The sequence below is a fragment of the Phyllobacterium sp. UNC302MFCol5.2 genome (assembly GCF_000686005.1).
Taxonomy (GTDB): Bacteria; Pseudomonadota; Alphaproteobacteria; order Rhizobiales; family Rhizobiaceae; genus Phyllobacterium; species Phyllobacterium pellucidum.
Map to the genome: position 1 here is coordinate 220,817 of NZ_JMLL01000012.1, position 26,953 is coordinate 247,769.

27 protein-coding genes are annotated in these 26,953 nt (G+C 58.9%); 12 read left to right on the forward strand and 15 right to left on the reverse strand.

The annotated features are described in order from the left end of the window. Positions 1 to 205: 205 nt before the first annotated feature. The 3 genes from BR48_RS0115825 to BR48_RS0115835 all read left to right on the forward strand — a co-directional run bounded on the left by BR48_RS0115825 (position 206) and on the right by BR48_RS0115835 (position 3,176). A complete protein-coding gene (locus BR48_RS0115825; protein ID WP_027232205.1) occupies positions 206 to 967 on the forward strand; it encodes an ABC transporter substrate-binding protein in 762 nt (253 codons plus the stop codon). Positions 968 to 1,120: 153 nt separating this feature from the next. Then, entirely contained in the window at positions 1,121 to 2,515 is a 1,395-nt protein-coding gene (locus BR48_RS0115830; protein WP_027232206.1) for a selenium-binding family protein, read from the forward strand. 34 nt (positions 2,516 to 2,549) lie between these two features. Continuing rightward, a complete protein-coding gene (locus BR48_RS0115835) occupies positions 2,550 to 3,176 on the forward strand; it encodes a hypothetical protein (RefSeq protein WP_027232207.1) in 627 nt (208 codons plus the stop codon). 122 nt (positions 3,177 to 3,298) lie between these two features. Here BR48_RS0115835 and BR48_RS0115840 read toward each other — a convergent pair whose 3' ends face one another. Beyond that, the gene (locus tag BR48_RS0115840) at positions 3,299 to 4,288 is read right to left on the reverse strand and encodes a sugar-binding protein (RefSeq protein ID WP_027232208.1); all 990 of its coding nucleotides are present in this window, start codon (positions 4,286 to 4,288) and stop codon (positions 3,299 to 3,301) included. A 498-nt stretch (positions 4,289 to 4,786) separates the two neighbouring features. Here BR48_RS0115840 and BR48_RS0115845 point away from each other — a divergent pair, with 498 nt between their 5' ends. The 4 genes from BR48_RS0115845 (at position 4,787) to BR48_RS0115860 (ending at position 8,754) form a co-directional block, all read left to right on the forward strand. Beyond that, complete coding sequence (locus BR48_RS0115845) at positions 4,787 to 5,530, forward strand: ATP-binding cassette domain-containing protein (RefSeq protein WP_027232209.1); 744 nt, start codon at positions 4,787 to 4,789, stop codon at positions 5,528 to 5,530. Positions 5,531 to 5,571: 41 nt separating this feature from the next. Continuing rightward, a complete protein-coding gene (locus BR48_RS0115850) occupies positions 5,572 to 6,573 on the forward strand; it encodes an ABC transporter permease (RefSeq protein ID WP_027232210.1) in 1,002 nt (333 codons plus the stop codon). Between the two features lie 52 nt (positions 6,574 to 6,625). Then, positions 6,626 to 7,522 (forward strand): NAD(P)-dependent oxidoreductase, encoded by an 897-nt coding sequence (locus tag BR48_RS0115855; protein ID WP_027232211.1) that lies wholly within the window; start codon positions 6,626 to 6,628, stop codon positions 7,520 to 7,522. A 65-nt stretch (positions 7,523 to 7,587) separates the two neighbouring features. Next, entirely contained in the window at positions 7,588 to 8,754 is a 1,167-nt protein-coding gene (locus BR48_RS0115860; RefSeq protein ID WP_027232212.1) for a diphosphate--fructose-6-phosphate 1-phosphotransferase, read from the forward strand. Positions 8,755 to 8,880: 126 nt separating this feature from the next. Here BR48_RS0115860 and BR48_RS0115865 read toward each other — a convergent pair whose 3' ends face one another. The 9 genes from BR48_RS0115865 to BR48_RS0115905 form a co-directional block, all read right to left on the reverse strand. Next, on the reverse strand, positions 8,881 to 9,654 hold the full coding sequence (locus BR48_RS0115865; RefSeq protein ID WP_027232213.1) for an amino acid ABC transporter ATP-binding protein: 774 nt from the start codon (positions 9,652 to 9,654) through the stop codon (positions 8,881 to 8,883). Positions 9,655 to 9,656: 2 nt separating this feature from the next. After that, positions 9,657 to 10,337: an ABC transporter permease subunit gene (locus BR48_RS0115870; RefSeq protein WP_027232214.1), complete on the reverse strand. Its 681-nt coding sequence runs from the start codon at positions 10,335 to 10,337 to the stop codon at positions 9,657 to 9,659. Positions 10,338 to 10,436: 99 nt separating this feature from the next. Beyond that, the gene (locus tag BR48_RS0115875) at positions 10,437 to 11,207 is read right to left on the reverse strand and encodes an amino acid ABC transporter substrate-binding protein (protein ID WP_027232215.1); all 771 of its coding nucleotides are present in this window, start codon (positions 11,205 to 11,207) and stop codon (positions 10,437 to 10,439) included. Between the two features lie 177 nt (positions 11,208 to 11,384). Next, positions 11,385 to 12,455: a sn-glycerol-3-phosphate ABC transporter ATP-binding protein UgpC gene (gene ugpC, locus BR48_RS0115880; protein WP_027232216.1), complete on the reverse strand. Its 1,071-nt coding sequence runs from the start codon at positions 12,453 to 12,455 to the stop codon at positions 11,385 to 11,387. A 14-nt stretch (positions 12,456 to 12,469) separates the two neighbouring features. Further along, positions 12,470 to 13,318 (reverse strand): carbohydrate ABC transporter permease, encoded by an 849-nt coding sequence (locus tag BR48_RS0115885; RefSeq protein WP_027232217.1) that lies wholly within the window; start codon positions 13,316 to 13,318, stop codon positions 12,470 to 12,472. Continuing rightward, positions 13,318 to 14,250, reverse strand: a complete 933-nt coding sequence (locus BR48_RS0115890) for a sugar ABC transporter permease (protein WP_091923380.1) — start codon at positions 14,248 to 14,250, stop codon at positions 13,318 to 13,320. Before BR48_RS0115890 ends, BR48_RS0115885 begins: the two co-directional genes overlap by 1 nt. Before the next feature lie 114 nt (positions 14,251 to 14,364). After that, positions 14,365 to 15,636 carry a sugar ABC transporter substrate-binding protein gene (locus BR48_RS0115895; protein WP_027232219.1) on the reverse strand — a complete coding sequence of 424 codons (1,272 nt, stop codon included), beginning with the start codon at positions 15,634 to 15,636 and terminating at the stop codon, positions 14,365 to 14,367. A gap of 49 nt (positions 15,637 to 15,685) precedes the next feature. Further along, positions 15,686 to 16,873, reverse strand: coding sequence for a PLP-dependent transferase (locus tag BR48_RS0115900; protein ID WP_027232220.1), 1,188 nt, complete (start codon positions 16,871 to 16,873; stop codon positions 15,686 to 15,688). Next, positions 16,870 to 17,610 (reverse strand): FadR/GntR family transcriptional regulator, encoded by a 741-nt coding sequence (locus tag BR48_RS0115905; protein ID WP_027232221.1) that lies wholly within the window; start codon positions 17,608 to 17,610, stop codon positions 16,870 to 16,872. Before BR48_RS0115905 ends, BR48_RS0115900 begins: the two co-directional genes overlap by 4 nt. Before the next feature lie 157 nt (positions 17,611 to 17,767). Here BR48_RS0115905 and BR48_RS0115910 point away from each other — a divergent pair, with 157 nt between their 5' ends. Beyond that, positions 17,768 to 18,019: a type II toxin-antitoxin system Phd/YefM family antitoxin gene (locus BR48_RS0115910; protein ID WP_027232222.1), complete on the forward strand. Its 252-nt coding sequence runs from the start codon at positions 17,768 to 17,770 to the stop codon at positions 18,017 to 18,019. Here BR48_RS0115910 and BR48_RS0115915 read toward each other — a convergent pair. From BR48_RS0115915 to BR48_RS0115935, 5 genes are all read right to left on the reverse strand, one after another. Beyond that, the gene (locus BR48_RS0115915; RefSeq protein ID WP_027232223.1) at positions 18,016 to 19,485 is read right to left on the reverse strand and encodes a M81 family metallopeptidase; all 1,470 of its coding nucleotides are present in this window, start codon (positions 19,483 to 19,485) and stop codon (positions 18,016 to 18,018) included. The genes BR48_RS0115910 and BR48_RS0115915 overlap by 4 nt on opposite strands. 20 nt (positions 19,486 to 19,505) lie before the next feature. Continuing rightward, positions 19,506 to 19,871: a RidA family protein gene (locus tag BR48_RS0115920; protein WP_081815920.1), complete on the reverse strand. Its 366-nt coding sequence runs from the start codon at positions 19,869 to 19,871 to the stop codon at positions 19,506 to 19,508. Between the two features lie 17 nt (positions 19,872 to 19,888). Beyond that, positions 19,889 to 20,716, reverse strand: a complete 828-nt coding sequence (locus BR48_RS0115925) for a carbohydrate ABC transporter permease (RefSeq protein ID WP_027232225.1) — start codon at positions 20,714 to 20,716, stop codon at positions 19,889 to 19,891. Next, a complete protein-coding gene (locus tag BR48_RS0115930) occupies positions 20,710 to 21,579 on the reverse strand; it encodes a sugar ABC transporter permease (RefSeq protein ID WP_027232226.1) in 870 nt (289 codons plus the stop codon). The genes BR48_RS0115925 and BR48_RS0115930 overlap by 7 nt, the downstream gene beginning before the upstream one ends. A 73-nt stretch (positions 21,580 to 21,652) precedes the next feature. Then, positions 21,653 to 22,882 (reverse strand): sugar ABC transporter substrate-binding protein, encoded by a 1,230-nt coding sequence (locus tag BR48_RS0115935; RefSeq protein ID WP_027232227.1) that lies wholly within the window; start codon positions 22,880 to 22,882, stop codon positions 21,653 to 21,655. A gap of 243 nt (positions 22,883 to 23,125) precedes the next feature. Between BR48_RS0115935 and BR48_RS0115940 the strand changes: the two genes are divergently transcribed. From BR48_RS0115940 to BR48_RS0115955, 4 genes are read left to right on the forward strand one after another with little or no spacing between them, the layout of a single operon-like run. Continuing rightward, positions 23,126 to 23,914: an SDR family oxidoreductase gene (locus BR48_RS0115940; protein WP_027232228.1), complete on the forward strand. Its 789-nt coding sequence runs from the start codon at positions 23,126 to 23,128 to the stop codon at positions 23,912 to 23,914. Between the two features lie 4 nt (positions 23,915 to 23,918). Continuing rightward, the gene (gene ugpC / locus BR48_RS0115945) at positions 23,919 to 24,989 is read left to right on the forward strand and encodes a sn-glycerol-3-phosphate ABC transporter ATP-binding protein UgpC (RefSeq protein ID WP_027232229.1); all 1,071 of its coding nucleotides are present in this window, start codon (positions 23,919 to 23,921) and stop codon (positions 24,987 to 24,989) included. Between the two features lie 5 nt (positions 24,990 to 24,994). Then, entirely contained in the window at positions 24,995 to 25,870 is an 876-nt protein-coding gene (locus BR48_RS0115950) for a MurR/RpiR family transcriptional regulator (protein ID WP_027232230.1), read from the forward strand. Beyond that, positions 25,860 to 26,933 carry a D-TA family PLP-dependent enzyme gene (locus BR48_RS0115955; protein WP_027232231.1) on the forward strand — a complete coding sequence of 358 codons (1,074 nt, stop codon included), beginning with the start codon at positions 25,860 to 25,862 and terminating at the stop codon, positions 26,931 to 26,933. The genes BR48_RS0115950 and BR48_RS0115955 overlap by 11 nt, the downstream gene beginning before the upstream one ends. Positions 26,934 to 26,953 lie beyond the last annotated feature (20 nt).

Below are 26,953 nucleotides of genomic sequence, written 5' to 3' on the forward strand. Positions count from 1 at the left end.
ACGAAGTTCGCCTGGCCGTACACACGACGGCAGTCCATGCTAGCAGTGGTTGCGGCATTGCTCAATCGCCGCTTTTGCCGCTGTCTCGAAGAGCCGCCAGTCCGGTGAGCTGATTCAACTCTTGCGTGAAAATATCCTTTGCATCCATTCCGCTTCGGCTAATGTGTTGGCGGGCCAAAAGGCCAGGTACCCAAGAGGATGGAACATGAATAAAACGTTTCTGACGATCGCTGCGGCCATCGTCGCTTTTGCATCGAACGCAGCAGCCCAGGATTGGAAAGAAATCCGCATCGCCACTGAAGGCGCTTATCCGCCCTTCAATACCCTGAAGGCCGATGGAACGCTGGCTGGCCTCGATGTCGATATCGCTAATGCGCTCTGCGATGAGATGAAGGCAAAATGCACCATTGTTGCGCAGGACTGGGACGGTATCATCCCGGGCCTTATGGCCAACAAGTATGACGCCATCATTGCGTCCATGAGCATTACCGAAGAGCGCAAGCAGAAGATCGATTTCACCAACAAATACTATACCACGCCTTTGGCGGTCATCGTCCCGAAGGATAGCACGCTCGCCGGCGTCGGCGTCGAAGACATGAAGGGCAAGAGCGTCGGCGCGCAGGCGTCAACGACGCAGGGCAACTATGCGACCGACATCTATGGCAAGGCCGGCGTGGACGTAAAGCTCTACCCGACGCAGGAAGAAGCGGCCGCCGACCTCCAGAACGGACGCATCGACGCGCTGATCTCAGACAAATTCGTCGTGGTCGACTGGCTCAACAATGCCGGCAAGGATTGCTGCAAGATGCTTGCAGACGTTCCGGGAACGGCAACTGAAGCCGGCATCGGCATTCGCAAGGGCGACGACGCGCTGCGCGAGAAATTCAACAAGGCGATCGATGCCATCGTAGCCAATGGAACCTACAAGACAATCGTCTCGAAGTATTTCCCCTTCGATATCTATTGATCGATACAGAGCCATCCGGCCCCGGCCGGGTGGCCCCGCTCTCATCAAATGACTTGATTGGACAGCACAGCGGCCAGATGCCAAGATTGATACGAAAGTCGCATTGGGGACCGCTCAGCACACTCTGTCATCGATCACGAGGAGAGCATCATCATGGCAACCTGGCAACCTGATCCTTCCTTCTATCCCTCGCCGCGCATGGCGGCGAAAGCGCCGGCCGAAAAACTGGCCTATGTCGCCGCCTTCGATCCCGAACGAAAAATCCCCGACGCCATTACCGTCGTGGATGTCGATCCGCAATCGCCCACCTATTCGCAGATTGTCGGCCAGGTCGATATGCCGAATGCCGGTGATGAGTTGCATCACTTCGGCTGGAATGCCTGTTCGTCGTGCCTTTGCCCGAATGCCCCTCACCCGCATATGGAGCGCCGTTATCTGGTCGTACCTGGATTGCGTTCCTCGCGGCTCCATATCATCGATACCAAGCCCGATCCGAAGAACCCGAAAATCGTCCGCGTCATCGAGCCGGAGGAAGTCGCCGAAAAGGCAGGCTACTCCCGCCTTCACACCATTCACTGCGGGCCCGAGGGTATTTATGTGAACGCGCTCGGCAATGCCGAAGGCAAGGCGCCGGGAGGCATCTTCCTCCTTGATCCCACGAGTTTCGACGTACTTGGACAGTGGGAGATGGACCGCGGCCCGCAGAAACTCGCTTATGATTTCTGGTGGCATCTCGGGCATGACACGATGGTAACCAGCGAATGGGGAACGCCCGACACATTTGAGAACGGGCTCGTTCCAGAGATACTGCTCGGGAGCAAGTACGGACGCAGATTGCACTTCTGGGACCTCCACAAGCGCAAGCATCTGCAGGAAATCGATTTCGGTGAAGAATACCAGCTGGTGTTCGAACTGCGTCCGGCGCACAACCCGACCAAGGCCTATGGCTTTGTCGGCTGCGTCATCAGCCTCAAGGATCTTTCCGCGTCGATCTGGACCTGGTATCGCGACGGCGACAAGTGGGCCGTGAAGAAAATCATCGAAATCCCTGCCGAGCCGGCCGACCCCGACCTGTTGCCGCCCGTGCTTAAGGGGTTCGGCGCGGTCGCGCCGCTCGTCACCGACATCGACCTTTCCATGGATGACCGCTTCCTCTATGTCTCCTGCTGGGGCACCGGCGACATGATCCAGTATGACGTCTCCGACCCTTTCAACCCGAAGGAAACCGGCCGGGTCCGCATCGGCGGCATCGCCTCGCGAGCGACGCATCCGAAAGCCAAGAACGGCGCCCTGAACGGCGGGCCGCAGATGGTGGAAATCAGCCGCGATGGCAAGCGGGTCTACTTCACCAACTCGCTCTACGGACCCATCGACCCGCAGTTCTATCCGGAAGGGCTCGAAGGCTGGATGGTGAAGCTCGATGTCGGCGAAAATGGCGGCATCACATTCGATGAGAACTTCTTCATCGATTGGCCGAAGAGCCACCGGCCCCACCAGGTGCGGCTCGAAGGTGGCGATTGTTCGTCGGATTCCTACTGCTATCCATGACGGCATCAGGTCAAACGACGCGCAGATACGCAGAATGACATCCATCTCTCCATGGCTGGTGCTCGCCGGCCTTGGCGTTTTTCATGGTCTCAACCCGGCGATGGGCTGGCTGTTCGCGGTAGCGCTCGGGCTCCACCGCGGCAGCCGCATGGTTGTCTTGCGGTCGCTCGTGCCGATTGCGCTTGGCCACGCAGCCTCGATCGCGGTGGTTGCCGTCGTTGCTGTATTGCTCGGCTTCATTTTCGATCAGCGTCCACTCGAAATCGCGGCGGGTATTCTGCTGCTTGCCTGGGCGGCATATCAGGCCGCCTATGGTCACCGGCACCGCATGCGTGTTGGCATGACCACGGGGATGGTCGGCCTCGGCTTCTGGTCGTTCCTGATGGCGAGCGCGCATGGCGCGGGGCTCATGCTTGTGCCGGTCGTGATCCCGCTTTGCCTCGCGTCAATGCCTGGGCAGGACTTGACGGCTGCGGGGTCGCTCTTGATCGCGCTCGCAGCGGTCGGCACCCACATGGCCGCAATGCTGGCGGTCATTCTTGTGATCGCGCTCACGGTCTATGACTGGTTCGGGCTCGCGTTCCTGCGGCGCGGGTGGATCAACTTCGATCTCATATGGATCGCGGCGCTGACGGCGACCGGCCTTATCCTGATTGCCTAGCGCACCAGCTTTGCGGGAAGCCCTCTGCACATCCTGGAATTATGATTGAGCTGCCGGAACAGATTTTTCCCGTTGAACGCAAAACAAGGAGGACGCAATGACGCGCCCTCCTCGCCTGAAGGTTACTTCTGGATGCAGGTATCGACAGTATCCTTGGTGCATTCGTCAAGACCGGTGAAAACCGGATCCTCGACGGTCTTGCCTTCAATCAGGTTGATCATGACCGATGGCGCCTTGTAGCCCATTTCGAAAGGCCGCTGACCAACGAGAGCCGTTACCAGGCCTTCCTTGGCAATGGCGACTTCGTCGCCGATCGTATCAGCCGCGCCGATGACGAATTCATTCTTGGCGATCTTGTCAGCCAGTGGCTTGAACAGGTCACGATACGGCTGAGGCGCACCGAAGAGCGGCCAGCCACCCATGATGCCGAATGCGTCAAGGTCCGGATTGGCGGCGAGGATATCCGTCATCGCCTGGACGCCCTTGGCGCCGTCATCATTGGTAAACACCGGGCAACCGGCAACTTCTGTCCAGCCGCCCTCGCCTTTCAGGGCGGTCAAGCCCTTCTGGCCGCTGAGCGTGTCGCGCATGCCCTGCGCACGGCGCAGGATATTGTCCGCACCGGGGTTGCCTTCGATCGTGCATATCTTGCCGCCACTCGGCTTGCCCTTCTTGATGTACTCGCCGATCTTGGCGCCCATCAGGTAGTTGTCCGTGCCAAGATAGGTCTTGCGCAGGGCAGAGTCTTCTGCAGCAAGGTCGGCATCGAGCGTCATGACAGGAACCGTCGGATTGGCGGTCTTGATCGTCTGCGCGATCAGCTTGGCGTTAGATGGTGAAATGGCAATTGCGGCGGTGTCGGCCTTGCCAAGGACGTCCTGGACAATCTGCGCCTCGCCTGCCTCATCGGATGTCGAAGCTGGACCGGTGTAGAAGCACTCATACTCGGAGCTCGCGTTCTCCTTGTTCCACTTCTGGCAGCCCTGGTTGATGGCTTCGAAGAATGGATTGTCGAGACCCTTGACGACGATGACAAGCTGCTTCTTCGCCAGAGCTGGTCCGGCACCGAGCGCGAGCGCAGCGGCGGCTAACAATAGAATTGATTTCCTCATTTGTTCCTCCCTTGAACCCAACGGACACGAGCGTGCCCGCCACACAGATCAATCTGGATGCCAGACAATACGAGGTTGTTCTGCAATCACACGTATCGCGGAAACCAGTCGATAGTTATTTCAGTCCGATGCAGGCGACCTTTGCCTGATCCCGATGTCTTCCAGGTTCCGGTTCGAACCGGGAACGAGCGGCGAGTACGCGTTACCGCATTGACCGCGAACGGGTTCCGCCCGACTTGCCCCGTCGCTTTCGTGATCAGATATTCCTCCCTGACGCTAGCTAATAACGCCAACGTTTCCCCGTCAACGGGTATTTGTAATATAAAACTATTTTTGGTTGTATGGGCTTGCAATCACCCGAAAGTTGATTGACGCTTGATTGAGCGTTTGCGTAAATTCGACCTACCGCTTTCCTTGGGAGGGGATGGAAGATCGCGACAATGTCCGCACGAACGAGCGGGATAGCGAGCGCACAGAAAAAGGGAGGCAGGTTAGCTGGTGGCGGTTCTCGAACTCATCAATATTTCGAAGCATTTCGGCGCGATACAAGCGGTCAATGATGTTTCATTCGCGATTGAACCCGGCCAGGTCGTCGGCCTCATGGGGGACAATGGCGCCGGTAAATCAACGCTCGTGAAGATGATCGCCGGGAATTTCCGCCAGAGCGAAGGCACCATGCGCATGGATGGTGCCGAACTCATCATGCACAAGCCGATCGATGCCCGTCAGCATGGAATCGAGATCGTCTATCAGGATCTTGCGCTCTGCGACAATCTCTCGGCGGCGGCAAACGTCTTTCTTGGGCGCGAACTGCGGCGGGGTTTCGGTCCCATCCGCATCCTCGACTACGCCAACATGTACAAGCGCGCCGGCCAGATCTTCGCTGAACTGAAATCCGAGACGCGGCCGCGCGACCTGGTGAAACAGATGTCCGGGGGGCAGCGCCAGGCCGTTGCGATCGCGCGCACGCGTTTATCAGAGGCCAAGATCGTGCTGATGGACGAGCCGACGGCGGCAATCTCGGTCCGCCAGGTTGCCGAGGTCCTCAACCTGATCCGCAACCTGCGCGATCAGGGTATTGCAGTGATTCTCATCAGCCACCGCATGCCCGACGTCTTCGACGTGGCCGACCGGGTCATAGTGATGCGGCGCGGCAGGAAGGTTGCTGACAAGTCGATCGGAGCGACGTCGCCTGAAGAAGTCACGGGATTGATCACCGGCGCGATCGAACAGCTTGCCTGATCCGTCGGGCATCGAACCATTTGGAGGAACCGAGGTCGACCATGGCCATCACACTTGATCAGACAATCAACCAAAGGCAGCACAACTGGCTCTCGTCCGTCCTGGGAAGCCAGACGTTTTGGGTACTGATAGCCGTTATCCTCGCCTGTATCTTCCTCTCGTTCGCCACGGATTCCTTCGCGACGACCAAGAACCTTTACAACATCACCCGCAACGTCACCTTTGTCGCGATCATCGCGCTCGGCATGACACTGGTCATCATCACCGGAGGAATTGACCTCTCGGTCGGATCGGTCCTCTGTTTATGCAGCATGATCCTCGGCGTGGTCATGCATGCCGGCTACAGCATCGAAATCGGCATTGCCGCGTCCATCGCCACCGCCCTCGCCATCGGTGCGTGCCATGGCATCCTGATTGCCTATATCGGCATGCCCCCCTTTGTTGTCACGCTCGGCACCTTGTCGATCGCGCGCAGTCTCGCCATGGTCGCCTCCGGCAATACGGTGGTGTTCCAGTTCGGACCCGACCATGACAAATTGCTCGCGCTCGGCGGCGGCGCGTGGTTCCTCGGCATCGCCAATCCTGTCCTTTACATGATCGTGCTGGCGCTCCTGACCGGCTTTGTGCTGCGCTGGACAAGGTTCGGGCGCCATGTCTATGCGATAGGCGGCAATGAACATGCGGCGACCCTCACCGGCGTGCCGGTCCGGCTCATCAAGGTTGCCGTCTATATGATCTCCTCACTATCGGCCGGCATCGCCGGCATCATCCAGACCGGCTGGCTCGGCGCGATTACCACCAATATCGGCACGGGTCTTGAACTTCAGGTCATCGCCGCGGCCGTCATCGGTGGCGCGGCCCTCGCCGGCGGCGTCGGCACAGCGCTCGGTGCGCTAGTCGGCGCAGCGCTGATCGAGGTGATCCGCAACAGCCTTGGTCTTCTTGGTATCAACGCCTTCTGGCAAGGCTGTTTCATCGGCGGCGCAATCCTCTTCGCCGTCCTCTTCGACAGGCTGCGCAACCTGCGCCAAAGCGACAATTGAGGGCATTGCCGACTCCCAGACGGCAGTGCCCCGGCACATGGAGAAAACCAGAATGAAGAAGCGTATCGTGTTCACCGGCGGCGCTGGCAAGGCGGGGCGTCACGTCATTCCCTACCTCGTCGAGCACGGCTATGAGGTTCTCAATATCGACCTCGTTGCCCTGGACTATCCAGGCGTCAACACCCTGTTTGCCGATATCACCGACAGCGGCGAAATGTTCAACGCCCTTTCGAGTCACTTCGGCTTCGATGGGTTCGAGACCGGCAAAGGTCCGGCGCCGATCGATGCCGTCGTGCATTTTGCAGCGGTGCCACGCGTTTTGATCAAGCCCGACAACGAAACGTTCCGGGTCAATACGTTCGGCACTTACAATGTCATCGAGGCGGCGGTCAAACTCGGTATCCGCAAGGTCATCATCGCCTCGAGCGAAACGACCTATGGCGTTTGCTTTGCCGAGGGCGACAGGGATTTCCATGCGTTCCCGCTCGAAGAAGATTACGACATCGATCCGATGGACAGCTACGGACTGTCGAAGCTCGTCAACGAGAAGACTGCACGGGCCTTTGCCATGCGCACCGGCGCGGACATCTACGCGCTGCGCATCGGCAATGTGATCGAGCCGCATGAATATGATCGCTTCCCGGATTTCATCGCCAATCCGATGTCGCGCAAACGCAATGCGTGGAGCTACATCGACGCCCGCGATCTAGGGCAGATCGTCGATCTGGCGATCCAGAAGGACGGTCTCGGCTTCCAGGTGTTCAATGCGGTCAACGACACGATCACGGCGACGCTGCCGACGCAGGAATTCCTCGCCAAATACTGCCCCAACGTGGCAATCACCCGCGAACTTGGCGAGTTCGAAGCACCGTTGTCCAACCGCAAGACACGCGAAGTCCTCGGGTTTCGCGAAGAGCATGATTGGCGGAAATACGTCAAACAGAGTTGACTTCCCCCTCCCCTCAAAGTCCAATTGCTTCGTCAAGGCAAAGATGACAAGAGCGGAGGGCGGACATGAGCGAGACATTCGTAATTGCGCAAGGCGGCGGCCCTACCGCCGTCATCAACCAGACGTTGGCTGGAGCGGTGATCGAGGCGCGCAAACGCCATAAGGGCGCCCGCATTCTCGGTGCGCTCCATGGCGTGCGGGGCATTCGCGACGGCAATTTCATCGACCTCTCCGACCTTCCCGAGGAGCAACTCCGTTTGCTCGGCGCAACGCCCAGCGCCGCATTAGGGAGCACGCGCGACAAGCCGGACGCAGCCTATTGCGAAAAGGTTTTGAAAGGTCTGAGACAGACAGGCGCCACGGCCTTCATCTATATTGGCGGCAACGATACGGCTGGGACGCAACAGATCCTGAATGACGCTGCAGGCGGCGATATCGCCTTCGTTCACGCGCCGAAGACGATCGACAATGACCTTGAAGAAAACGACCACACCCCGGGATTCATCTCGGCCGCCGAGTTCGTCGCGACGGCTTTCGCCAGCGTCGATCTCGATTTCCGCGCCTTGCCGGGCATTTATGTCGGCATCGTCATGGGCCGGCATGCCGGCTTTCTGACCGCCGCAGCAGCCGCATGGCAATTTGACGACGAGAGCGGACCGCATCTCCTCTATGTTCCCGAACTCGCCTTCTCGCCAAAGCGTTTCGTCGAGGAGGTTCGCTCCATCATCGATCGTCATGGCCGCTGCATCGTTGCCATGTCCGAAGGCGTTACCGCCGAGGACGGCCGTTCGGTGGTAGAAAATCTCGTACCGCGCGAGCGCCTTGAATTTGACGCGCATGGCAATGTTCGCCTCTCCGGTGGCGATCTCGGCATGGCGGTGGAACAGGCCTTGCGCGACGGATTGCCCGGCGTGCGCGCCCGGGTTGACACGTTCGGCTATTTGCCGCGCGGCAATGCCGGGATGATCAACGCGACCGATGCGCAAGAAGCTTTTGATGCGGGCGCATTTGCGGTCGAAGCTGCAGCACAGGGCGGAGGCTCGGTTGCGTTGCAGGAAGAAGGCGGCGTAACACGTATCCGCCTGGTGCCCCTCGCCAATGTCGCGGGAAAGACGCGTCACTTGCCCCCCGGCTTCCTGTCTGCGGAGGGAACGCGTCTTGCTGCCGGCGGCAAGGCCTATTTCGACCGGTTGCTGCCACGGCGGCTCAAACTCGCGAAACCGTTTGTCTAGAGCTACGGGGAACAGCTATTGCGCGACGCGGTCCGCGTCCATCCCTCAGGATAAGTGGGAAGGTCACAACCTTCCCGCCGACGCGGATTCACTGGATTGATCTGAAGCCGCGTCGGGTAGGGAAAATCAGATCCCCTCGCCCTGGGTGTTTCTCTCCTCATGCGTCAATGTCGCGATGAATCGCTTTGTCCGCTCGCGTTGCGGACGCGTGAAGATATCGCGCGAAGACCCTTGTTCGACAATGACTCCACCGTCGAGAACAATGACCTCATTGGCGATTTTCGATGCGAGCCGCAGATCGTGCGTCGCCATCACCATCGTCGTTCCTTCACGGGCAAGTTGCGCCAGCACGTCGACTACCTCGCCCGATAGTTCGGGGTCGAGCGCCGATGTCGGCTCGTCGCACAGGAGGACCTTTGGCGAAGGCGCGAGCGCCCGCGCGATGGCCACACGCTGCTGCTGGCCGCCCGAAAGCGTCGAGGGCCATACCTCGGCCTTGTGGGCGAGGCCAACCTTTTCGAGAAGCATCATGGCCCGTTCGCGCGCGCGCTCCTTCGGCCATTTCAGCACGGTGGTCAGCCCCTCGGTGACGTTCTCGATGACGGTCCGGTGCGGGAAGAGCTGGAAGTTCTGGAACACCATGCCGGTGTGACGGCGAAGCCTGTGAACGTCCTTGCTGTTGACGCGAAGGTCCGGTCGAAACTCCAACCTGTCGCCGGCTATATCGACGGATCCGGAGGTCGGAATTTCCAGGAGGTTGATGCAGCGCAACAGCGTGCTCTTGCCCCCTCCCGAAGGGCCGACGAGTGCCATGACCGCGCCTTCGGCAACGCTGAGCGAGACCTCATTCAGCACTGTCAGATCGCCGAAACGCTTCACGATATTTTTGAGATCGACCATGCTCATGAGCGCGCCTCCAGGAAGCCGCCATAGCGATTGAGGCGCGTCTCCAGCCGCGCCTGCAGCGATGACAGGACCGAGCTCATCACGAGGTAGATCAACGCCGCCTCGACATAGAGGATCAGTGGTTCATAGGTGGTTGCAACGATGCGCTGCGCTGCCTGGAACAATTCCGGCACCGTGATTGCGGCGGCAAGCGAGGTATCCTTGACCAGCGAGATGAAGGTATTGGACAGGGGCGGAACGGCGACCCGCGCGGCCTGCGGAAGGATCGTGCGGCGCATCGCCTGCCCCCAGCTCATGCCGATCGAATAGGCAGCTTCCCATTGCCCCTTGGGCACGGAGGAAATGACCGCACGCAAGATCTCCGACGTGTAGGCACCGATATTGAGCGTGAAGCCGATCAACGCGGCGGTGAACGCATCAAGGACGATACCGACGCTTGGCAGACCGTAGAAGATCAGAAACAACTGGACGAGAAGCGGGGTGCCGCGAATGATCCACACGTAGAACTTGATGACCGCTGCAAAGGGTGCCGGGGCAAACAAGCGGACGAGCGCTGCGATCAGGCCGACAGCCAGCCCCAGGACGAAGGAGAGCAGCGTCAGGGGAATGGTGAAAACCAATCCTGCCCAGAGCAGCGAGGGCAGCGATTCAAGCATCAGTGTCAGCCAATGGGTCAAATCCGGTTCTCCCTGGTGAGCCCGTATTTTAATAGGAAAAAGGCAGGGACAAATGCCCTGCCCTCTTAGAGCGCAAATCGCGCCGGTCGTAAACGGGTGTTACTTGGAGACGTCCTCGCCGAAATACTTGTCGGCAATCTTCTTGTAGGTACCGTCCGCCTTGATCGTCTCGAGCGCCTTGTTGATCGCAGCCAGGAGATCCGGCTCGTTCTTGCGAATGATGATGCCGGAAAAGTCGGCATTTTCCTGCTGGGCGGCGATCTTCACATTGGCGTCCGGCTTGTGCTTCTTGAAGTCGAGGAACGAGAGGCTGTCATTGATCGTTGCATCGGCGCGGCCGTTGAGGACGAGCTGGATCGACTGGTCGAAACCATCGGTACCAACGAGCTCGGCGCCCGCTTCCTGCGCGATCTTGCCGAAATTGCTCGACAGGGACTGCGCCGATTTCTTGCCCTTCAGATCAGCGAAGGTCTTGATATCGGCATTGTCGCCCTTGACGATGAGAACAGCCTTGGAGGCGATATAGGGCTCGGAGAAATCGTACTTCTGCTTGCGAGCCTCGGTGATGCCGACCTGGTTGATGACAGTATCGTAGCGGTTCGCATCAAGACCGGCGATGAGGCCATCCCACTTGCCTTCGAGGAACTGTGGCTTGACGCCGAGGTTCTTGGCGATCGCCTCGCCGATCTCCACGTCGAAGCCGACGAGCTTGCCGGCCGCGTCATGATAGGTGAACGGCGCGTAGGTACCTTCGGTGCCGATCTTCAGGACACCCGCCGCCTTGATCTTTTCCAGATTCGATTCTGCATGGGCCTGTGCGGGCACAATTGCGAGAGCGCCAATGACGAGGAGCGATTTCAGCCAGTTCATTTGTTTCCATCCATTGTTTTAGCCTTTCGGCGAATGATCGGAAAATGTCACTTTGCTTGGCTGCTGCATAGGCATTCCCAGCCAGCAAAGTCTGCTAAACGGCGAAAGCAATACCAGAAATCGCCGAAACAGCGAAATATTATTCCCGACGCTTTTTCGCGGAAGGCGACGATCGCCTTAGGCCAATCTCATGCCCGACTTGGCGTGGAAGACGTGAACATTTTCCGGCTTGACGCCGAGGCCGATCATATCGCCCGGAGCGCGATCGGTGCGCCCCATGGCGAAGATGCATACCTGCTGATCCGCCATCTTCGTATAGAATTGCGTCGAGAGGCCCAATGGCTCGATGACCTCGATCCTGGCCTTCAAATCATCCGCCCCGCCGATCTCGATGTTTTCCGGCCGTACGCCAACGACAATCCTGTCGCCGTCGGCAAGGTTGAGTTCCTGCCGGAGCGGTACGAACTGGCCATCGGCAAGCTCCGCGGCACTCGTTCCGTTCTGGTTGGTGACAACGGCCGGCAGGAAGTTCATCCCGGGCGAACCAATGAAGCCGGCAACAAAGAGGTTCGCCGGATGGTCGTAGAGTTCGAGAGGCGTTCCGACCTGCTGGATCACGCCATCGTGCATCACAACAATACGGTCGGCCATGGTCATGGCTTCAACCTGATCGTGGGTGACATAAACGGACGTCGTCTTCAACTGCTGGTGCAGCGCCTTGATCTCGGTGCGCATATGTACGCGCAACTTTGCGTCGAGGTTGGACAAGGGTTCGTCGAAGAGGAAGACCTTGGGATCACGGACGATCGCCCGCCCCATGGCGACGCGCTGGCGCTGACCGCCGGAAAGCTGACGCGGAAGCCGCTCGAGGAACACGTCGAGGCCGAGACGCTTGGCGGCGCTGCCGACGCGGCTCATGACGAGGTCCTTGGCCGTCTTGCGCAGCAAGAGGCTGAAGCCCATGTTCGCAGCTACGTCCATATGCGGATAGAGCGCATAGGACTGGAACACCATGGCGATATCGCGATCCTTGGGCGCGACATCGTTGACGACACGATCGCCGATCTTGATCTCGCCGGCTGAAATTTCTTCCAGCCCCGCAATCATGCGCAACAGCGTGGACTTGCCGCAGCCCGATGGGCCGACAAGGACGACAAACTCGCCGTCGGCGATCGAGAGATCAACGGAGGACAGCACGTTCATGGCGCCGTAGTTTTTCTGAACATTCGATATGGTGACAGAAGCCATGGGATTATCCTTGGTTAGCCCTTCACTGCGCCGGCGGTCAGACCGGTCACAAGGTAGCGTTGCAGGAAGGCGAAGAACAGGCAGGCCGGAATGAGCGCGAGCACCGAAGCCGCCATCATCTGCCCCCAGTCCACGGCGAATTTGCCGATGAAGGTGAGGAGCCCGACGGCAAAGGTCTTCTGGCTGTCGCTGCTGATCAGCATCAGCGCGAACAGAAGTTCGCTCCATGCGGCGGTGAAGACGAAGCCGAGGGTTGCGCCCATACCGGGCAGTGTAAGCGGAATGATGACCTTGCGCAGCGCTTGTGAGCGGCTGCAGCCGTCGATCATCGCGGCTTCCTCTAGGTCCTTGGGAATACCGTCGAAGAACGACTGCATCAGGAATGTAGCAAAGGCGATGTTGAAGGCGGTGTAGATGATGATGAGCCCGGTGAGACTATTGGTAAGCCCAAGCTGACCCATGATGCGGTAGATCGGCGGAATGACCATCACCAGCGGAAATGTCTGGGTCAGGAGCAGCGTCACGGCGACAGTCGTCTTACCATGGAATGAGAAGCGCGACATGGCATAGCCAGCCGCCGAGGCTATGATCGTCACCAAGGCAGCGGTTATTACCGAGACGATGACGCTGTTGAGGAAGTAGCGCGGGAAATCGGTGGCACGCAGCACGGTGACGTAGTTTTCCCACGTCGAGGTCGACGGCCACATCGTGATGCCTTCCGAATATAGCAGCGATTGCGGCGTTACCGAAATCTTCAGCGTCCAGAACAGCGGGAACAAGGCGAAAATGACATAGGCCCCGACTGCGCCATAGAGACCTATGGCGCCGAAAATCCGGGCATTGCGCGAGCGTCCGGCGATCATCAGGAATACCTCACGAGTGCTTTGCGGATACGGATCAGGACGACCGCGTAGAGGATGAGGAGCGCGAGGAGGAGTACGGCAACCGCCGATGCGTAGCCCTTGTCGAGCGTCTTGAATGCGCTGACATAGATGTAGGTCGCGACAGTATTGGTGGAACCCGCCGGTCCACCCTCGGTCATCACGTAGATGAGGTCGGCGAATGTGGCGATCCAGATTGTCCGCAGCATGACCGTGATGGCGATGGTAGGCGCAAGGAACGGCAAGGTCACTTTGGTGAAACGTTGCCATGGATTGGCGCCGTCGATCGCGGCGGCTTCATGCAGTTCCGACGGAATAGACTTCAGCGCCGCCAGCAGGGTAATCGCAAAGAACGGGATGCCGAACCAGACATTGGCGATGATCGGCCCCCACATGGCTGTCGCGGGATCGGAGAGGATATTGGTGGGCTCTGACTTGAGACCGAGCGCATAGAGCCAGTGTGGCAGAGGCCCGACGATCGGATTGAAAAGCCAGGCCCAGGTAAGACCCGAAAGAAACGAGGGCACCGCCCATGGCAGGAAGACGATGGCCTGGACCAGCTTCTTGCCGGCGAAATTGCGATCGAGGAGCAGTGCGAGGCCAAGCCCAAGGAAGAACTGGAAGAAAAGGCTCGCGACCGTCCACCACAGGGTGTTGATCAGCGCCTCGCCTAGCACCTTGTCGTGTAGCATCGCCTGGTATTGTGCGAGCCCGACAAACTCAGACTTGAAGGCGGAAAACTTGCGGAAGGAATAGCTGATGCCGAAGATCAGCGGTACCACAAGAACGAGGAGCAGAAATACGAGGGCCGGACTCATATAGGCCCATGGTTCGAAGGCATCGGCAAAGCTTCGCTTCTCGCCGGCCCTCCCGCCCTTCTGCGGCAAGCCTGCCGCTGTCGATTGCATGACCATACCTATCGAACCCCTCATCTCGATGTCGTTCGAATTCGCCGCCTTGTTTCCGGCTTGGCGAACCAAAAGAAATGCTCCGGCACGGTCCGCGCCGGAGCATCGTTGCAGGTGACGTTATTTCTTGTTCTTGGCCATCCAGGCCTGCTGCTGTTCGGTCAGGAACGCAGCCCACTCGTCGGCGACCTCTTTCGCCGTCTTCTGGCCCAGCAGAACTTCCTGGAAATTCTTGACCGAAACCGAGTCATAGAAATTGCCGAGGTTTTCGAGATGCGTCGGCGGCGTGACGAATTCGAAGGTCTTCGGATCGCTCAATTCCTGGAACCAGCCTTTGAAGGCTTCCGAACCGAAATAGGGGTCCTTGTCCGCACCAGTGTGGATCGGCAGGACCCCGACATTCTTGGCGAACTCGATATTGTCCTCGGGCGACAGCAAGGTGCCCATGAGCTTCCAGGCCTCGTCCTTGACCTTCGAATTTGCAAACATCGCCCAGCCGGCATAGCCAAGGGTCGGATAGGACTTGCCATTCGGCCCGGTAGGCAGCGGCGCAACGCCGAAATCTTCAGGCTTCATCTTTTCGGCGATACCGATCAGAGCGTCCGGATCCTGGTCGAGCATGGCGCAGGTTCCGGAATAGAAACCGGTCACAACCTCGTTGAAGCCCCAGCTGACGCTATCCTTCGGCGCGTAGCCGCTCTTGTAGATATCGGCCAGCATTTCGAGGCCCTTGACGGCGCCCGGCTCATTGAGTGTCGCGGTACCGTCGGCATTGAAATAGCCACCCTTGCCATTGGCGATGTTCATGAACATCTGCACGCCATTGAAACCGCCGGGTCCGCCGCGCAGGCAGTAGCCATACTTGCCCTGGATCGCTGAGATCTTCTTGTTGGCTTCCATGAATTCGTCGAGTGTCTTCGGCGCTTCCTTGAGGCCAGCCTGTTCGAACAGCTTCTTGTTCCAGAACATGGCGCGGACGTAATAGCCGTATGGAATCATATACTGCTTGTTGTCGACGACGGAGCCGAACTGCTTGGCGCGGTCGCCCAGCGTTGCCGCGTCCTTCCAGTTGGCCATGTAGGGCCCGAGATCCTCAAGCTGGCCATTATTGGCGTAAAGGCCCATCCAGCGCTCCGGCATCTCGACAATATCGGGGGTATCGCCAGCCTGGACCATGGTCAGGAACTTCTCGAACGCCTGCCCCCAGGGCAGCGATACGAGCTCCACTTTCACGCCCGGATTGGCCTGCTCGAATCCTGCGATCTGCTTCTTCAGAAGTTCGGTTCGCGGCGGGCTGGAAATCACTTCCACCATCTTGATCGTTGTATCGGCGAAGGCCGCCGATACCGTCATTGACAGCGCCGCGATGGCGCCCGCCAGAAATGTTCCCATTCGTTTTTGCATTATTGTCTAGCTCCCATTTTTTAGACAGTTCAGAAGTTCAGCGTTTGGCTTTTGCCAATGCGTTGGTAAGATCCGCCCATAGTTCCTCGACACTTTCGAGCCCCACATGCAGGCGGATGGTTCGCGGGCTTACGCCGAAGCGCCCGATCGAATTGGCGTCCGGCGTCTGCTGCAGCGAGGCCAGCGCCGGTACGACGAGACTTTCGTGACCGCCCCAGCTGACGCCGATGCGGAAGAGTTTCAGCGCATCGACGAAGGTCGGAACATCGATGTCTTCGGTCACCTCAAAGGAAAACAGTCCCGAGTAGCCGGAAAGGGTCGCCTTGCCCGGATGGTTGGAATAGGCCGGATGCATGATCCGGTCGACGCTTTCATGCGCCCTTAACCGCTCAGCGATGGTAAGACCGCTCTTCATGTGGTGCGGCAGGCGCAGGGTCAGGGTGCGCAGGCCGCGCAGCAGGAGCCAGGCCTCGAAGGGTGAGAGTTTCGCGCCGAGATAGGAATAGGTGCGGCCGTTGATGCGGTCGATCATCTCCCGCGATCCGGCAACGACGCCGGCAACCGTATCGCTATGGCCGCCGAGATATTTCGATGCCGAATGCATCACAAGATCGATGCCATGGGTGATGGGCTTCTGGAAGAGCGGTGTCGCCCAGGAATTGTCGATGGTCGTAACGACGCCGTGTTGCTTGGCGAGCCGCGCATAGTGGGCGATGTCCTGCAACTCGAACATCATCGAGCTCGGGCTTTCGAGATAGAGCAATTTGGCCCCGGGCAACGCGGCAGCGACCGCATCGGGATCCGAGCCGTCGACATAATCCACCTTGATGCCGAGATGCGGCAACAGGCGCTCGAACAGGCGATAGGCGTCGCCATAGCAGTTGCGCACGGCAACGATCCGATCCCCTGCCCCGACAAAGGCAAGCACCATGGCGCTGATGGCGCCCATGCCGCTCGAAAAGGCGCGCGCTGCCTCCGCGCCTTCCAGCGCGGCGATCTTGCTTTCGAATTCCATCACCGTCGGATTGTCGCCGCGCGAGTACATGGGCTGGCGCTTGCGTCCGGCAAAGGCGTCGGCCATTGCCGCATAATTGTCGAAGGTGAAAAGCGACGTCTGGTAGATCGGCGGCACTACCGAGCCACCCGGGAATGGCTCGTCATGGGCAAGAAGCGTTGCCGCCTGCGCCATTATCTCCTGATCGTGAAAATATGGATTGTCGCTCATTCTTTGCTCTTCTTGGTCTGCTTTTTAAGGTTCGCGTTGCCGCGCTTGAGGTCGTCCTCGACGGTCGCAATGAGTTTCAGCGCCTCGCCGCGGGCAGCGATGGGATTGCGCGCCGCTATCGCGTTGAAAAGCGTGCGGTGATAGGGGAAGCTCGCATGGCCGAAATCGCGCACGCCGAGCGGATGCTCCCAGAAGCGGTGGAACATCTCGTACATCGCCGCGATTATCTGCTCGAACAGGGGATTGCCGGACGTACGGAACACCGCAAGGTGGAACTCCCAGTCCTCTTCCGCCGACATGCCGTTGCGTTCGTGGAAAACTCTCTCCATGCGGATAAGCTTCTGCTCGATCAGTGCAATATCCGCGTCGCTCGCGCGCTCGGCGCACAGCGTGGCGGCCTCCGCCTCCAGCCCGCGGCGAATTTCAAGCGTGTGCATAAGGCTATTGAAGTCGTTGCCCGAAGGCAGGGTCAGCGGCAGGTGAAGCATGTTGCGGGTAACGGCTGCCTTGAGGTAGGTGCCGCTCCCCTGGCGGCGCTCCACGAGGCCGAGTTCCTGCCAGCGCGTCAGCGCCTCCCGCACGGTCGTCCGGCTGACCTTCAAGTGTTCGGCAAGGACGCGTTCTGTGGGCAAGCGGTCGCCAGGCTTCAGCCTCTCACCCGTCACGAAATCGACCAGCGCGTGCAAAACCGCGTCGTCGCGGGATGATGTATGCACAGGAGCAAGGATCGGACTGATCACGCGGACAACGCCTAAATTGGTTGGACCATTGTGCCAATTCAACATGAAAGCCAATGGGAGTCAAACCCTGTTTCGCGCTTTTGCGATATGGCGCTAATAGTGTTAATTGCGGCTCCGGAAATTCCCGTGAGTGGGTTGCGGAAAGGTGGAGGATATGCGCGAGTCAGATCGGGATGAGGCCAAGGAAACGCTGTCGGCCATCGTCGACAAAGCCGTCGCGGGAGAGCCAACCGTGTTCCTGCGTCAAGGGCGCAAAGTGGCCCTTGTAATATCATTGCAGGAATACGAGCGTCTTTCGAGGATACCAAGCCTTGGTCAGCTTCTTGCAGGATTTCCGGGCGACGCGGATGACCTATCCGATCGCCACGCGCCGCCAGAAACCGCCAAACTTGATCGTTTTACCTAGAACGGATTTTCCACCCTCGGCCAGATCTCGCGCGCCAGCTTGCGGTAATTGGTTTTCCGCGGATTCGAAGGATAAGGCGCGCCGGCGTCGATATAGATAATCTCAGCCGCCACCGGCTCGAAACCCGCATGAAAGTGATTGGTCGATTTGACCAGCAGCATATCCTTGCGCATCGGGTCGATGTCGAGATTGGAAAAAATATCCGGCTCGAACGTCTGCGTCCGGTTGGTGTTGAGGATAACCTCGATGTCGGTGCCTTCGAGGCGGATAACGGCGGCGGGCCCAAGCGTAACGCGGCTCTTGCCAAAGCTTTGCCATCCCTCCTCGACTGCCTTCACGACCATCACCCGGGCATCGATCGGCGCACCGCCATCGGGCCCGGCCTTGCCCCCGAAGCGTAGCTGAATCTGCGCGCCCTCCCCCGCCGCAAGGCAGAAGGTGACCGCGATGGGATCCCAGATGGTTGCGACCGCGACATTGTCTATGCCGCGCTTGATGATCCGGCGCAGGATCAGCGTGCCGTCGCCGGCGACACCACCGCCCGGATTATCCCAGACGTCGGCGACAACAACGGGCTTGCCTGATTTCCTGGCAGCGACCGTGATCGCCGCGTCAAGACCGGCTTCGGTGTCGAGCATCGGCATTGCTGTCCTTCCGCGCAGGGCAAAAAGTTCCATGCCAAGCTTTTCGGCCAGTGCCGCACCTTTAGCGGGATCATTGTCGGTGACAACCATTACCTGCGTGCCAAGCTCCGGCACATCGCCGGCCATGAAGCCATGGATAAGCGACACTGAAAGAATGCCGTTAAGGCCCTGCAATGCTTTCATGCGGTCGACATAGGAGCGCATGGGCTCCCGGCTCGTCGGGTAAACGCCGATCATCCGGCAATCGAATGTCGAAATTACCGGCTTGATCTCGCCCTTCAGCGCGCGCAAGGCAAGATCGACCACGTGCTCGCCGCGTTCGTAGAAATCGGTGTGCGGAAACTCAAGAAAGGCCGCGAGAATATCGGCGTTATGGACGCGCTTGGCCGTAAGATGGCTGTGGGGATCCAACTCCGAGGCGATCAGCACGTCTGGACCGACGATGGCGCGAACATGTTCGAGGAGGTCGCCTTCGCAGTCGTCATAGCCCTGGGCTACCATGGCTCCGTGCAATCCGAGGATAACACCAGCAACAGGCAGCGCCGCGCGGAGCTGGCCGAGGATTTCGTCGCGCAACTCCTCATAGGCCTTGCGCTGCAAGAGTCCGCCCGGCTCGGCCCAGGTCGCCGTGCCCTCGATGAGCTCGAAGCCTTCCTCGTGCGCCCGCTTGCGCAGCACGACCATGGGCGCAGAGCAAAGCGTCGGTGTTTCAGGATGTTCTCCCGGTGCCGCGTAAAACGCCATTTCGAAGCTGGCGCGGTCTGTCGGGACCGGTGAGAACGTGTTGGTTTCGGTCGCGAACGACGCGGTAAAGATGCGCATGATAGGCCTGTATTTCAGTGTCAGAGCGGTTTGTAGGCGATCGCCTCGATTTCGATCTTGATGTCGATCATCAAGCGCGATTCAATGGTCGTCCGCGCCGGCGGGTCTTTGGGAAAATAGGTGGCATAGGTCTTGTTGAACGCGGCGAACTCGCGGGCGTCTTCAAGAATGACGAAGGTCTTGACCACATCCGAAAGCTCCGCGCCGGCAAGGGCAAGCGCCGACTGGACGTTGTCCATGACCTGCTTCGTCTGTGCTTCAATACCGCCGATGATGACAGTGCCATCGCTTCCGACCGGTACCTGGCCCGAAATGTAAATAAAGTCGCCTGCCCGCACTGCAGGTGAAAGCGGAACGTGGGACGTGCCGAAGTGATGCTTCGTCATCATGAAAATCCTTTCTGTTATTTGACGGCGCCGATCGAGAGGCCCCGCACCAGATAGCGTTGCAGCCAGGCAAAGAGGACCGCAACCGGAACGGAAGCGACGAAAGCGGCTGCCATGACATAGTGCCAGTCGACAGTATAGCGGCCGGCTACGAGCGAGAAAACGCGGATCGGCAAAGTGTAGCTGCCCTCGGTCCGCAGCATGGTCAGTGCGATGACGAACTCGTTCCACGCATTGATGAAGGTGAAGATCGCCGTGACCACCATCGCCGGCACCGCGAGCGGCAGGAACACGCTGATAAGCGTGCGCCAGCGGCTGGCACCCTCCATCCACGCGGCCTCCTCAAGATCGCGCGGTATGGTCGAAAAATAGCTCTGCAACATCCACACGCAGAACGCGATGTTGAACGCGGTATAGATGACGACGAGCACATTGAGGCTGTCGATCATGCCGGCGCCGGCCACGAGGCGAAACAGGCCGATGACCAGCACGATGGGCGAAAGCATTTGCGAGACCAGCAGGAACTGGCGGAAGGCGTCGCGCCCGGCAAACTGGTAGCGGCTCAGGGCATAGGCTGCCGGGATCGAGACAAGGATCGTCAAAGCCGTTGACAGCGCCGAAACGTAGAGCGAATTGGCGAGGGCCGGCGCTATGCCGGAGGTCCGCCACATTTCAGGAAAATTCTGCCAGTGCAATTCGCTCGGCCACCAGTTGGGCGTCAGTACTTCGGTGGCGGATTTCAGCGAACTGATCGTCATCACCGCGTAGGGAAAGAGGATCACGACGACGATCGGCGACAGCAAAATCCAGAAGAGAATGGAGCGTTTGAGTTTCGCGCTCATGATTTCGCCTCCCGCATCGCCAGCCGGACATAGATGATCGTAAAGACCAGAAGGATCGCGAACATGATCAGGGAAACGGCCGCGGCCTCGCCGAGTTTACCCACACGAAAGCCGGTCTTGTAAAGGTAGGTAACAAGGATATCGGTCGAATTGGCCGGACCGCCCTGCGTTGTCGCCCAGATGATCGGAAACGAATTGAACACATAGATCGTGTTGAGGACGAAAGCGATGTTGATGAAGGGGCGCAAGAGCGGCAGCGTGATCAGGCGAAACTGATCCCAGCTTCCCGCACCCTCCGTTGCCGCAGCCTCATAGAGATCGTCGGGCACCGAGGACAGGCCGCCAAGGAATATGGTTACCGTGAAAGGTATAGAAACGAGGATGCCGATAAATATCTGCATCGGGAATGCCGTCGAAGCTTCCGCCAGCCACTGGATATTGGTGTCGATGAGGCCAAGGCCCCGCAAGGCCGAATTAAGCATGCCGCTTTCACCGTTGAGCGCCCAGCGCCAGACGATAGCAGTCATCGTCAGAGAGATCGCCCAAGGCAACATGATCAATATGCGCGCGATACCGCGGCCGTAAAAATCCTCGTTGAGAATGAGCGCGATGGGCACCGATATGACCAGCGTTCCGACCACCACGGATGCTGTCCAGAAAAGCGTGCGCCAGGTCGCTGCGATAAAATCGGGATCGGCGAACAGAACGCGGAAATGCTGCAGGCCGATGAAATCGCGGATCATGCCGAAGCGGTTCACATCGTGCAGTGACAGCGAAATGATTTCCTTGAGCGGCCAAAGGATGATGGCGGCGGCCAGGATGAAGCTCGGCAAGATCAGGACATAGGGTGCTGTAGCCCGTTGCATCGGCTTTGAATTCCTCGAGCGTTGAGCGTGAAGGGAAATCGGGAGGCGGCTTGATCCGCCTCCCCGAGCAAACTTACTTCAGCGTCTCGTTGACCTTAGCAGCAGCCTCTTTGAGCGTAGCTTCGGGATCGCCCTGGCCGAGATAGATCTTCTGGATCGCATTGGAGGTCGTCTGCGCAATGTCTTCCCAGCCTGGAATAACCGGCGCGAACCGGGCGTTCGGCAGAAGCGAGGTGAAGACTTTCAGATCCGCATTGTCGGCAAAGTAAGGGTCTTTTGCTTCTTCGGCATTGACCGGCAGGAAGCCCTCAACCTTGTCGAACTTGGTGCGTTGCTCCTTGGTGAAAATGAAGTCGAGGAATTTCCAGGCAGCTTCCTTGTTTTTGGAATTCTCAAAGAGCACGATGGAGTCGGTCACGCCATAGGTGCCCTTGTCGCCGCTTGGCCCTGCCGGGATAGGAGCAACGCCATATTTAAGGTTCGGCGCTTCCGTCTTGATCTGGTTGGAAAGGAACGGCGCAGTGATAACGGTTGCAACCTTGCCTTGCTTGAAGAGGTTCTGCACGTCTTCACGCGAGTAAGAGGTAACGCCGGGCTGGGTCAGGCCTTCGTCGATAAAGCTCTTGTAGAGCTTCGCCGTATCGATCGCCGCCTGGGAGTCGAGGCCCGACTTGCCGTCCTTTACGATCTCGCCGCCGTTCGACCACATGCCGTAGTAGAAATAGACATCGGTCTCAATTTCCTTGCCCTGCAGGCCAAAACCATAGGTCTCGCCGCCGAGCTTCTTGATCTTTTCCGCGTCGGTCTTGAAATCGGCCCATGTCGCCGGCGGTGTATCGATGCCGGCCTTGGCGAAGATATCCTTATTGTAATACATCGCGCGTGCCGAGGCGGCGATCGGCAGGCCATAGACCTTGCCGTTCATGACCGATGGCGACAGGAACGTGTCAATGAAGCGGGCCTTGAAGTCGGGAGTAATGTGGTCGTCGAGCGGTGCGACGATGCCTTCCTTGACGTAGTCGAGCAGCCAGCGCGTGCCGATGATGGAAAGGTCCGCATTTGCGCCCGCGGAAATGTCCGTGGTCAACTTCTGCTGCAGGTTGTCCCACGGAACGACTTCGATCTGGATTTTCGTGTCCGGATTTGCTGCTTCGAATGCCTTTGCAGCCTCTTCGAAGTAAGGACCGGTGCCCTTGCTGTATTCGGCGATCGTAACGCGCACCGTCGTCTCGGCAAGTGCACTGGTGCTGAAAGCAATCAGGCTCGCTCCAGCAAGAAGGCAGATTTTTTGTCTGATCGTCATTGGTAACCCCTTTTTAAAGCTACACGCGGCAGCGCTTTCTCGTTGCAACGCTGTTCGGACTTTTGCTCCAACAGTTCCGTCAGCTTGCTCTTCGGCGACGTCATCTTCAAATGTAATTTAATTTCACGCAAGTGGGATTTTTGCGCATAAGCAAGATTTTTATGTTGCTTTTTTTCACTCTCGGTTCTTAGCTGAGGGCGGAGCGAGCAGATCGCAAATCAGTCCAGATTCATAGGCCGGTGCATGACTTCAGCAAGTGTCGACGACTTCCTTGGGCTCAGGAACAGGACCGTCCTCATTACCGGAGCGGGGGGCGGCATCGGCCGCGCCCTTGTGGCCGCGTTTCGCGCCGCCGGGGCCGTCGTGTCAGGAGCGGATCAGCAATCAAATACGATGGACGACCTCGACCTTGCGCATCGCCTGACCTTCGATCTGAGCGAAGCTGGACCAACTACGAACGCCATTCGGGAATATATCAAGGAAAAGGGTACGCCCGATATCCTCATCAACAATGCGGGTTTCACCCGCGGCGAGACGCTTGATCAACTGGATGGCACAATCTGGGATCGCGAGGTAGCGATCAATTTGAACGGCGCATACCACGTGACGGCTCCGATCGTCGATGCGATGAGCAAACGAGCCAGCGGCAGCATTGTCTTCGTCTCCTCGGTCAATGGTCTCAGCCATTTCGGCAATCCGGCCTATTCCGCCGCAAAGGCCGGTTTGATTTCTTATGTCAAGGCGCTCGCCGTCGAACGCGGCCGCTACGGAATCCGCGCGAATGCCATCTGCCCCGGCTCTGTCCGTACGCCCGCCTGGGACCACCGTCTGCAGAAGGAGCCGGGCCTTTTGGCAAAGGTGTTGCCGCATTATCCGCTCGGGCGGATGGTGACGCCTGAAGAGGTAGCGAGGGCAGCCGTGTTCCTCGCCTCGCCAGCTGCCTCGGGGATCACCGGCACGGCTCTGGCGGTCGATGCCGGCCTGACTGCCGGCAATCTGCGTTTTATCAACGACGTTCTTGCAGGGGAGTAGCAACATGGCCGGACTGCAGATCAAGAAACTCGTGAAGTCTTACGGTGCGATGAATGTCCTGCATGGCATCGACCTCGACGTCCAAGACGGCGAGTTTCTCGTGCTCATCGGCCCCTCCGGCTGCGGCAAATCCACCCTGCTGCGCATGATCGCCGGGCTCGACGACATTTCCGAGGGCGAGTTGTGGATCGGCGACCGCCTATCGAACAAACTGCCGCCGCAGCAGCGCAATATCTCCATGGTGTTTCAAAGCTATGCGCTTTTCCCGCATATGACGACCCGCAAGAACATTGGATTTGGTCCAAAGATACGGCGGGAAGCTGCCAATGCGATCGACACAAAGGTCAACAAGGCGGCGGAAGTCCTCAATCTTCACGATTATCTCGACCGCCTGCCGCGCCAGCTTTCGGGCGGGCAGCGTCAGCGTATTGCCATGGGCCGCACCATCGTGCGCGCACCCGATCTCTTCCTCTTTGACGAGCCGCTTTCCAATCTCGATGCAAAACTGCGCGTCCAGATGCGCACCGAACTGAAGGCCCTGCACCAGCAATTGAAGACGACGATGGTCTACGTGACCCACGACCAGATCGAGGCGATGACCATGGCCGACCGGATCGTCGTCATGAATGGCGGCCGCATCGAGCAGTCAGGTTCGCCGCTCGAACTCTATGACAAGCCGGCGAACAAGTTTGTTGCTGGCTTTCTCGGCTCACCGGCGATGAATTTCATTCCGGGGATCATCGAACGCGGCGACGGCGCGCCGTGCTTGCGCATGGCGGATGGGTCGACCATACCTGTCGCCGCCACAACTGCGGTTTCCGGGCAAGAGGTCGAGATCGGGATTCGTCCGGAGCATTTCCGGCTAACGGCGGCCGACAGTGAGGGGTTTACCTATCAGGTTGTGGTTGTGGAGCCGACAGGCTCGGAAACACACATCTTCGGTACGATCGACGGCGTTGGCGTTCGCTGCGTCTTCCGCGACAGAATTGCGCCCGAGCCTGGCAGCCTCATGAAGTTGTCGGTCGACCCGGACAAAGTGCATGTGTTCGATCGCAGAACCGGCAACCGGATCTGATTGAAATGGCCGCCCCGCATTTCGACATCGTCGCCCGTCTGAGGGACATTGCCGATACCGGGCAGCGTTCGGATCAGCGGGTTGCGGCTGCGATTCTAGCCGATGCGGATTTTGCAACGCATGCATCGATCGAGCTTCTCGCCGAGAAGGCGGGGGTCAGCGAGCCGACAATAACCCGCTTTTGCCGCATGCTCGGTTTTGAGGGTACGCGTGAGTTCAAGGTCAAGCTGGCGCAATCGCTGGCCGTAGCCGGACGCTTTATCGTGGCGGCGCCCGCACATAAGGACAACGATATTCCGACGATCATATCCAGCGGTGCCCTTGATGCGATCGGCCATGTGATCCAGCGAATTGACCGCACCGACCTGGAACGCGCAGCCGCAATCGTCGCCGATGCCGGTATGATACGCGCATACGGCTCGGGCGGTGCTTCGTCGATGGCAGCGACGGAACTTGAAAACCGCCTGTTCCGGCTGGGGCTCAGGGCATCATCTTCCATCGACGGCGAAATGCAGCAGATGACTGCCGCAACCAGCAACAAGGAAACGGCAATCGTCGCCTATTCGCTGTCAGGGGAAGTCAGGCCGTTGATCGAAGCCGTAACCATCGCCGGGCGTTACGGGGCAAAGACTATTGCGATAACGGCCCCCGGCTCCTCGCTTGCTGCCGCCGCCCAGTTGGTCCTGCCGCTTAGCATCGATGAGGGTACGAACGTATATCGCCCCTCCCCTGCCCGCTATGCCCTGCTTGCAATGACCGATATGCTGGCGATGACCATTGCCGAGCGCATCGGCGCCCCCGCCGTCGAACGCATGCGGCGCATCAAGAACCTGCAGGGCCTGCACAAGACCGGTGCGCCCAACCTACCGCTTGGAGATTAGTCCTGTGAACCTCGCCGAAATCGATACACCCGCAGTCCTTATTGATGTGGATCGGGCCGACGCCAATCTGCAACGCTTCCAGGCCTTTGCCAATAGCCATGGCCTTGCCGTTCGCCCGCATATTAAGACGCACAAGCTGCCACGCTTTGCAAAGCGCCAGGTTGAGCTCGGCGCTGTTGGAATCACCTGCCAGAAACTGGGGGAGGCCGAGGTCATGGCCGATGCCGGGCTGACGGACATTTTTCTTCCCTACAACATCCTCGGCGAGGCAAAACTCAACCGCCTGGTGGCATTGAACGAGCGCGTTACCCTTGCCGTGACGGCCGACAGCGAGACGACAATCCGGGGCCTCGCCGAAGCATTCGGCGATACGGGCAAGCCGCTGGACGTCCTCATTGAATGCGACACCGGCATGGGCCGATGCGGCGTCCAGACGCCGGACGAAGCATTGACACTCGCCAGGCTCGTCGATGGTTGCACCGGTTTGCGCTTCAGGGGCTTCATGACCTACCCGAAAACCGGTGCCGTTGAAGAAAACGAAGCCTTCCTCGCCGCAGCGAAGCGTCAAGCAACCGAGGCCGGGCTTGATCCGCGCATCATTTCCAATGGCGGATCGCCGGATATGTGGCGAGCGCATGAAGTGACGAGCGCAACCGAGCATCGCCCTGGCACCTACATCTACATGGACCGCTTCCAGGTTGCGAAAGGCGTGGGAACCTGGGACGACTGCGCCCTGACGGTACTTGCGACTGTAGTCAGTTGCCCAACTAAGACGCGCGCGATTATCGATGCGGGCTCAAAATCGCTGTCCAGCGACACTTTCGGCATGGAGGGGTTCGGCCGCATCGCGGAATTTCCAGACGCCGTCATCACCTCCTTGAGTGAAGAGCACGGCATTGTCGATGTGAGTGGTTGCGCCCGCAAGCCGCAGATTGGTGACCGGATTCGGATCATTCCCAACCACGCTTGTGTCGTATCGAACCTTTTTGACGAAGTGGTTTTGATTTCAGGCAACGAGGTTGTCGAAGTCACACCCGTGGCTGCGCGCGGTCGTGTCGACTAAGATATTTCAGACTGATCATT